Here is a 6,342-nt window from a genome sequence, read left to right on the forward strand (position 1 = left end):
TTCGACGAGCCGCACCTGTACGTGCTGCCGGAGCTGCGGCAGATGTACCGCACCGTCGACCGCAATCTGCGCAAGCGCAAGGAAGCAGCCCCCTGGGCGCTGCTGACGTCGACGATGTACCAGCCGGGCGAGAACAGCGTGCTGGAGAAGCTGCACGAGCGGGCGCGGCTGATCGCCGAGGGCAAGACCCGTGAGCGGCGGCTGCTGTGGGACCACCGGGAGGCGCCGGCCGAGGTCGACGTGACCGACCTGGACGCCATGGTCGCCGCCCTGGCGGAGGTGTACGGGCCGTTCGCCGACGCGCTGGACCTGCGGGGGATCGTCGAGTCGGAGTTCTGGAACATCGAGAAGGACCCGGAGGAGTCCCGCCGGTACTTCTTCAACCAGCCGACCGCCGCCCGGGACGCGTGGACGACGCACCCCGACTGGACTGCCTGCGCCGCCCCGGCCAGGGTGGTCGCCGACAGCGAGCCGATCGTCATGTTCTTCGACGGCTCCACCTCCGACGACGCCACCGCTTTGGTCGGCTGCAGAGTCTCCGACGGGCACGTGTTCGTCATCGGCTGCTGGGAACGTCCGCAGGGCAAGGAAGGCGAGGGCTGGCGGGTGGACCGCGCCGACGTCGACCGCGTCGTACGGCAGGCGTTCGAGCAGCGCACGGTGGTCGCCTTTTTCGGCGACGTGAAGGACTTCGAGTCCTACATCGACGCCTGGGCGCAGGACTTCGGGGAGCAGCTGGTCATCCAGGCGACCATCGGCCGCGGCGCGCACCCGGTGGCGTGGGACATGCGCGGCCGGGTCCGGGACTTCACCGAGGCCTGCGAGCGGATGGAGATCGACATCCGGGAGCGGGACGTCACCCACGACGGCGACTCGCGTCTGCACCGGCACGTCCTTAATGCGCGCCGCCGGCCGAACCGGTACGGGGTGAGCATCGCGAAGGAGAGCCGCGAGTCCCCGAAGAAGATCGACCTGGCGGTGTGCGCGATCGGTGCCCGCATGGTGCGGCGGATGCTGCTGGCTTCGCCGGCATGGGCGAAGTGGAACACGGGGCCGAAGAAGCGGCCCGGGCGCGTGGTGGCGTGGGGGTGAGCGGTGTCCTCCGGTGAGGCGAACGCGGTACGGCTGCAGCTGGCGGCCCTGCTCAGGAAACGGGAGGGCGCCCGGTGGTAGAGAAGCCGGAACCGATGGACCGCGAAGAGCTGACGCGGGTGGTGGCGTGGCTGCTGACCGGTCGTCGTGCGGAGCGGGCGCGGCTGGAGGAGATCCGCCGCTATCTGCGCGGCGAGGAAACTGACATCTACGTGCCCAAGTCGGCGACCGTGGAGTACAAGAAGCTGGTCGACCAGGCCCGCTTCAACGTGCTGCCCCTCCTTGTGAGCAGCGTGGCGCAGGGCCTGCTTGTGGACGGCTACCGGCCTGCCCGGCAAGAGAAGAACGCGCCGGTGTGGGACAAGGTGTGGCAGCCCAACCGGATGGACGCCCGGCAGGCCGGCCTGTACCGGTCCGCACTGCGCTACGGCGTGTCCTACGCGACCGTGCTGCCCGGCCGGCTCGGGAACATGGACGTCCCCAAGATCACCCGCTGGTCGCCGCGGCGTATGACCGCCCTGTACGCCGACCCCGTCGACGACGAGTGGCCGCGCTACGCCCTGTCCGTCGGCCTGCCCCGTCCGGACCTGAAGGCCAAGTCGCCGACGCAGATGGTCACCCCGGTGACCGTGTACGACAATCAGTTCCTGTACGAGACGGATCTGCCGGCGGAGATGGTCACGCCTCCGGTGACGGGCGCCTACTCGCAGGCGTCGCTGATGCCGCTCGAGGGCGTGGCCATCGACCCGGACAAGGTCCGGGTCCGTGAGCACGGACTCGGCGTGTGCCCGGTGGTGAGGTTCCTCGACTCCTTCGGGGACCTGGACGACGGCCCGGAGGGCGTGGTGTGGCCGATGCTGCCGGCGCAACGGCAGCTGAACCAGACCACGTTCGGGCTGTTGATGGTGCAGCAGGTGGCCGCGTTCCGGCAGCGCTGGGTCACCGGTATGGCGATCGCCGAGGACGAGGACGGCAACCCGATCGAGCCGTGGAACGCGGCCGTGAACCGCGTGTGGCAGTCCGACAGCCCGGATACGAAGTTCGGGGACTTCGCCGAGACCAACCTGTCCGGCTACCTCGACAGCCGGGACAAGACCCTGCTGTACGTGGCAAGCGCACGGCAGATCCCGCCGCACACCCTTGTGGTCGGCAATGCCGTCTCCAACGTGTCCGCGGAGGCGCTGGCCGCGCTGGAGGCCGGGCACCAGCTCGACATCGGCGAGCACAAGACCAGCTTCGGGGAGAGCGTCGAGCAGATGCTGCGCCTGGGCGGCCTGGCCATGGGCGACATGGACACGTGGCAGGACACCTCGGCGCAGGTCGTGTGGCGTGACACCACGCCGCGGTCGCTGGCGCAGATCGCCGATGCGCTCGGCAAACTCGCGACGATGCTGGAAGTGCCGCCGCGGGCGCTGTGGGAGCGGATCCCGGACGTCACCGAGCAGGACATCGCCCGATGGGAGGCGATGGCCGACCGGCGGGACGTCATGAGCGAACTGACGGACCTCCTCAACAGCGACGTACCGGAGCCGGAGCCGGAGGGGGTGCCGGGTGCCGACAGCGCAGGCGGAGGCGCTGACCTCCCAGTACCAGCAGCAGGTAATGCGGCTGGCTGAACTGATCGGCCGACGCCTGCACACCACCGCGATGCTCGCCGACACCGCGAACATCAACAGCTGGTGGGAAGCGATCTCCCCGCGAGTGCAGAAGGAGATCATCACCGGGCACTCGGCGCTCGCCAGGCTCGCCCGCGACTACCTCCGCCTGCACGCCGCGGCGGAAGGCGTCGTACTGGAACCAGTGCTCGTGCAGCCGAACCTGCAGCAGATCGCCGAAGCCCTGCGGGTCACCGGCCCGGTCGCCTTCAAAACGCACATGACGATCAGCGGGGACGAGGCCGCCAGCGCGCGCGTGATGGCCACCCGCCTGCAGGGCGCCGGTGAACGGCTGGTGATGGCCGGGCCGCGGGCAACGACGATGCAGACGTTCCGCCGGCGGCGCGTGGTGGAAGGCTGGCGCCGCGTGGGGCAGGGCAAGACCTGCGCGTTCTGCCTGATGCTGGTCGGCCGTGGCGCCGTCTACCGGCGGTACGAGTCAGCCCGCTTCCGTAGCCACGATCACTGCCACTGCATCCCGGTCCTCGCCTACCGGCGCGAGGTGGAACCACCGCACGTGCTGCGGCTGCAGGAGCAGTGGCGGCAGGCCACTGCCGGCACCACCGGCCCGGAGGCGGTCGCCGCATGGCGGCGATACGTCGAAGGCCAGCAATGAAGACGTCCCAGGCCGCACGGCCCGGGCCGAAGTACGCGGGCGCCGCACGGTTCCCGCACCCACCTGTTCACCCCGCCCCAGGTGCCGCACGGCCAGGAGGGCTATCCCGCACGGGAGATCACCGATGAGTACACCACCCGCACCCGCCCCGGTGCCGCCCGCCGGACCGCCGGAAACCGGCCCCCCGGCACCTGCAGCACCGGCACCGGCGCTGCCCGCTCCGGCCGCTACGCCCCCGCAGCCCGCGGGGGCACCGGCACCCGCCCCCAGCCCGACGCCGGCGCCCGCTGCGCCGGAACCGGACTGGAAGGCGGAGGCCCGCAAGTGGGAGACGAGGGCGAAGGAGAACAGCGACGCCGCGCAGCGTCTGCGCGAGATCGAGGACGCGCAGAAGACCGAGCAGCAGCGGCTCGCCGAGGCCAAGGAGACGGCCGAGAAGGACGCCGCGGCCGCGAGGTCGGAGGCGCTGCGCTGGCGGATTGCCGCCCGCCACCAGATCTCTGACGAGGACGCGGAGATCTTCCTCACTGGCGGCGACGAGGAAACCCTCACCCGGCAGGCCGCCCGACTGGTGGCGCTCCGCACGCCTCCGCAGCCGTCGGCCGACCCGCCGCCGGCCGTGCCGCCTACGCCGCACACGCCGGTGGAGGCGCTGCGCCCGGGCGCGCTGCCGTCGCCGCCCGAGCCGACGCTGGCCGACCGGATCGCCGCCGCCGAACGCGAAGGCAAGTGGGACGAGGCGCGGCGGCTGAAGACCCAGCAGCTCATGCAGCTGACACAGAACACCTGACCAGGGGCAGGGCCGTTGTGCCCGGGCCCGGGAGAGAGAGGTAACCATGCCTGGTATCACGGGAATGGGCACGACGTTCAACCTGCCCAACTTCGTCGGCGAGCTGTTCGCCGCGTCCCCGCAGGACACCCCGTTCCTCAGCGCGATCGGCGGCCTGACCGGCGGCCGGTCGGTGCCGACGACGCTGTTCCAGTGGCAGGGATACGACCTGCGGGACGCGGCCGACGACCGCCAGCGCGTGGAGGGCGCGGCCGCGCCGACGGGCGAGGCCCGCGCCCGGTTCAACGTGACCAACGTGGTGGAGATCCACCAGGAGGTCATCGAGCTGTCGTACACGAAGCTCGCGGCCACCGGCCAGTTCGCCTCCACCGGGTCCGCGCACCCCGGGGCGGTGGGGATCGCCGGTGCCAACCCGGTGCCGGACGAGGCGGACTGGCAGATCCGGCAGTCGCTGGTCCAGACTGCCCGGGACATCGAGAAGACGTTCATCACCGGCAAGTTCGCGAACCCGTCGACGAACGCCACGCCGCGCAAGACGCGCGGCATCCTGCAGGCGATCGCCACGAACGTGATCGACGCGGCCGGCGATCCGCTCGACCACGAGATGGTGCTGGACCTGCTGCAGATGGCCTGGGAGCACGGAGGCATCCAGGAGTCGGGCATGGCGACGCTGATGTGCAACGGCTACCAGAAGCGGATGCTGACGAAGCTGTTCGTCACGGACGCCAACTACCAGGAGACCACCCGCAACGTCGGCGGCGTGAGCGTGTCGACGATCATCACTGACTTCGGTGAGCTGAACGTGATGCTCAACCGGTACATGCCCACCGACGAGATCGCGATCGTGTCGCTGGAGCAGTGCCAGCCGACGTTCCTGCAGATCCCCGGCAAGGGGTTCCTGTTCGTGGAGCCGCTGGCCAAGGTTGGTGCCTCCGAGCGGTCGCAGATCTACGGCGAGGTCGGGCTCGAGTACGGCAACGAGAAGGCCCACGGGAAGATCACCGGCCTGAAGGACAGCATCTGATGAGGCTGGTCAGCGAGCGGTACCCGCAGCTGTGGGTACCGCGGTTCAAGGTGCGCTTCCGCGACGGCGTCGCCGAGGTCGACGACGCCGTCGCAGCCGGCCTCCTGGCCGCGGGCATCGACGGCGTCCGCGCCGCCGACACGGAGGAGCCCGAGGCCGGCACCCAGGAGCAGAAGCCGGAGAAGGAGCAGGAGCCCCCGGACAGCTCCAAGGACCAGGACCAGGAACCGGAGGCGGAAGAGGACCAGGAGGAGGAGCCGCCCCACCCGCCGCCCGCTCCGGACGGCCCGGCTCCGCCCGCGCCGGAACGGCCGTCGCAGGCTGCGCCCAAGGCTGCATGGGTCGCCTACGCCGACCACCAGGACCCGGCCGACCACAGCCAGATGACCAAGGCTCAGCTGATCGAGACCTATGGGGGGTGAGCATTCATGGCGGACCTCGCCACCGTCGAGGACCTCGAGGACCGGCTCGGCCGACCACTGACGGAGGACGAGGCCGCCCGCGCGCCGGCCCTGCTGCGGGACGCCACTGCCCGGGTGCGGGAATTCACAGGACAGACCTTGTCCGCGGTGGCAGGCGATGCGATCGTGCTGCGCCCGGTCGGCTCCCTGCTCCGGCTCCCGCAACGCCCGGTCACCGCCGTGCACTCGGTCGCCGCGGTCGGCCCCGACGGCACCACCGTCGGGGATCTGTCCGGCTGGGTGTGGGACGGCCGCGACAAGGTCGACCTGACCTACGCCACCCCCGCCGGATCCTGGCCGCTGGCGTGGCGCGGTCCGCTGCCGGACACCTACCGCGTCACCTACGACCACGGCCACACCGCCATCCCCGAGATCATCGGGGCGACCGTGTGCGCGATGGTGCTGCGCACGCTGCTCGCACCATCGATGACGCCGGGCCTGGCCAGCGAACGGATCGGCGCCTACAGCTACCAGCTGCAGCAGGGCGCCGGCAGCGCCGGCGTCTCCGTCGTCATGACCGCCGAGGACGAAAAAAGCCTGCGCCGCTACGGCCCCCGCCGCTTCGGAACAATTCAGGTGACAGTCGGATGATGGGCTGGTGGTCCTGGCTGCTCACCGCGGTGGGAGTGTCCGGCCTGTATCTGGCCGGCCGCAGGAGCCCGTGGGGCTGGGCTGTCGGCATCGGCGCACAGGGCCTGTGGCTC

Annotated in this window: 6 protein-coding genes and 1 pseudogene; all 7 read left to right on the forward strand. The window is 70.8% G+C overall.

Features of this window, described 5'->3' with window-relative positions:
* Nucleotides 1-1,092 (forward strand): annotated as a pseudogene (locus RH94_RS41180) (Terminase); the annotation flags it as partial.
* 95 nt (nucleotides 1,093-1,187) lie between these two features.
* Nucleotides 1,188-2,708, forward strand: a complete 1,521-nt coding sequence (locus RH94_RS05470; protein WP_143203961.1) for a phage portal protein — start codon at nucleotides 1,188-1,190, stop codon at nucleotides 2,706-2,708.
* Nucleotides 2,695-3,363, forward strand: coding sequence for a VG15 protein (locus tag RH94_RS05475; protein ID WP_073946516.1), 669 nt, complete (start codon nucleotides 2,695-2,697; stop codon nucleotides 3,361-3,363). The genes RH94_RS05470 and RH94_RS05475 overlap by 14 nt, the downstream gene beginning before the upstream one ends.
* Nucleotides 3,364-3,487: 124 nt before the next feature.
* A complete protein-coding gene (locus RH94_RS05480; protein WP_143203963.1) occupies nucleotides 3,488-4,153 on the forward strand; it encodes a hypothetical protein in 666 nt (221 codons plus the stop codon).
* A 46-nt stretch (nucleotides 4,154-4,199) separates the two neighbouring features.
* Entirely contained in the window at nucleotides 4,200-5,177 is a 978-nt protein-coding gene (locus tag RH94_RS05485; protein ID WP_073946518.1) for an SU10 major capsid protein, read from the forward strand.
* Complete coding sequence (locus RH94_RS05490) at nucleotides 5,177-5,599, forward strand: hypothetical protein (protein WP_073946519.1); 423 nt, start codon at nucleotides 5,177-5,179, stop codon at nucleotides 5,597-5,599. Before RH94_RS05485 ends, RH94_RS05490 begins: the two co-directional genes overlap by 1 nt.
* A gap of 6 nt (nucleotides 5,600-5,605) precedes the next feature.
* Nucleotides 5,606-6,229 (forward strand): hypothetical protein, encoded by a 624-nt coding sequence (locus RH94_RS05495; protein ID WP_073946520.1) that lies wholly within the window; start codon nucleotides 5,606-5,608, stop codon nucleotides 6,227-6,229.
* Nucleotides 6,230-6,342 lie beyond the last annotated feature (113 nt).

Origin of the sequence: Streptomyces kebangsaanensis (genome assembly GCF_001906585.1) — a bacterium.
Taxonomy (GTDB): domain Bacteria; phylum Actinomycetota; class Actinomycetes; order Streptomycetales; family Streptomycetaceae; genus Streptomyces; species Streptomyces kebangsaanensis.

Bases quoted from the DNA above. Each gene is read 5' to 3' on its own strand.
- RH94_RS05480 (WP_143203963.1), top strand. From the start codon at position 3,488: ATGAGTACACCACCCGCACCCGCCCCGGTGCCGCCCGCCGGACCGCCG.
- RH94_RS05470 (WP_143203961.1), top strand. From the start codon at position 1,188: ATGGACCGCGAAGAGCTGACGCGGGTGGTGGCGTGGCTGCTGACCGGT.
- RH94_RS05485 (WP_073946518.1), top strand. From the start codon at position 4,200: ATGCCTGGTATCACGGGAATGGGCACGACGTTCAACCTGCCCAACTTC.
- RH94_RS05490 (WP_073946519.1), top strand. From the start codon at position 5,177: ATGAGGCTGGTCAGCGAGCGGTACCCGCAGCTGTGGGTACCGCGGTTC.
- RH94_RS05475 (WP_073946516.1), top strand. From the start codon at position 2,695: ATGCGGCTGGCTGAACTGATCGGCCGACGCCTGCACACCACCGCGATG.
- RH94_RS05495 (WP_073946520.1), top strand. From the start codon at position 5,606: ATGGCGGACCTCGCCACCGTCGAGGACCTCGAGGACCGGCTCGGCCGA.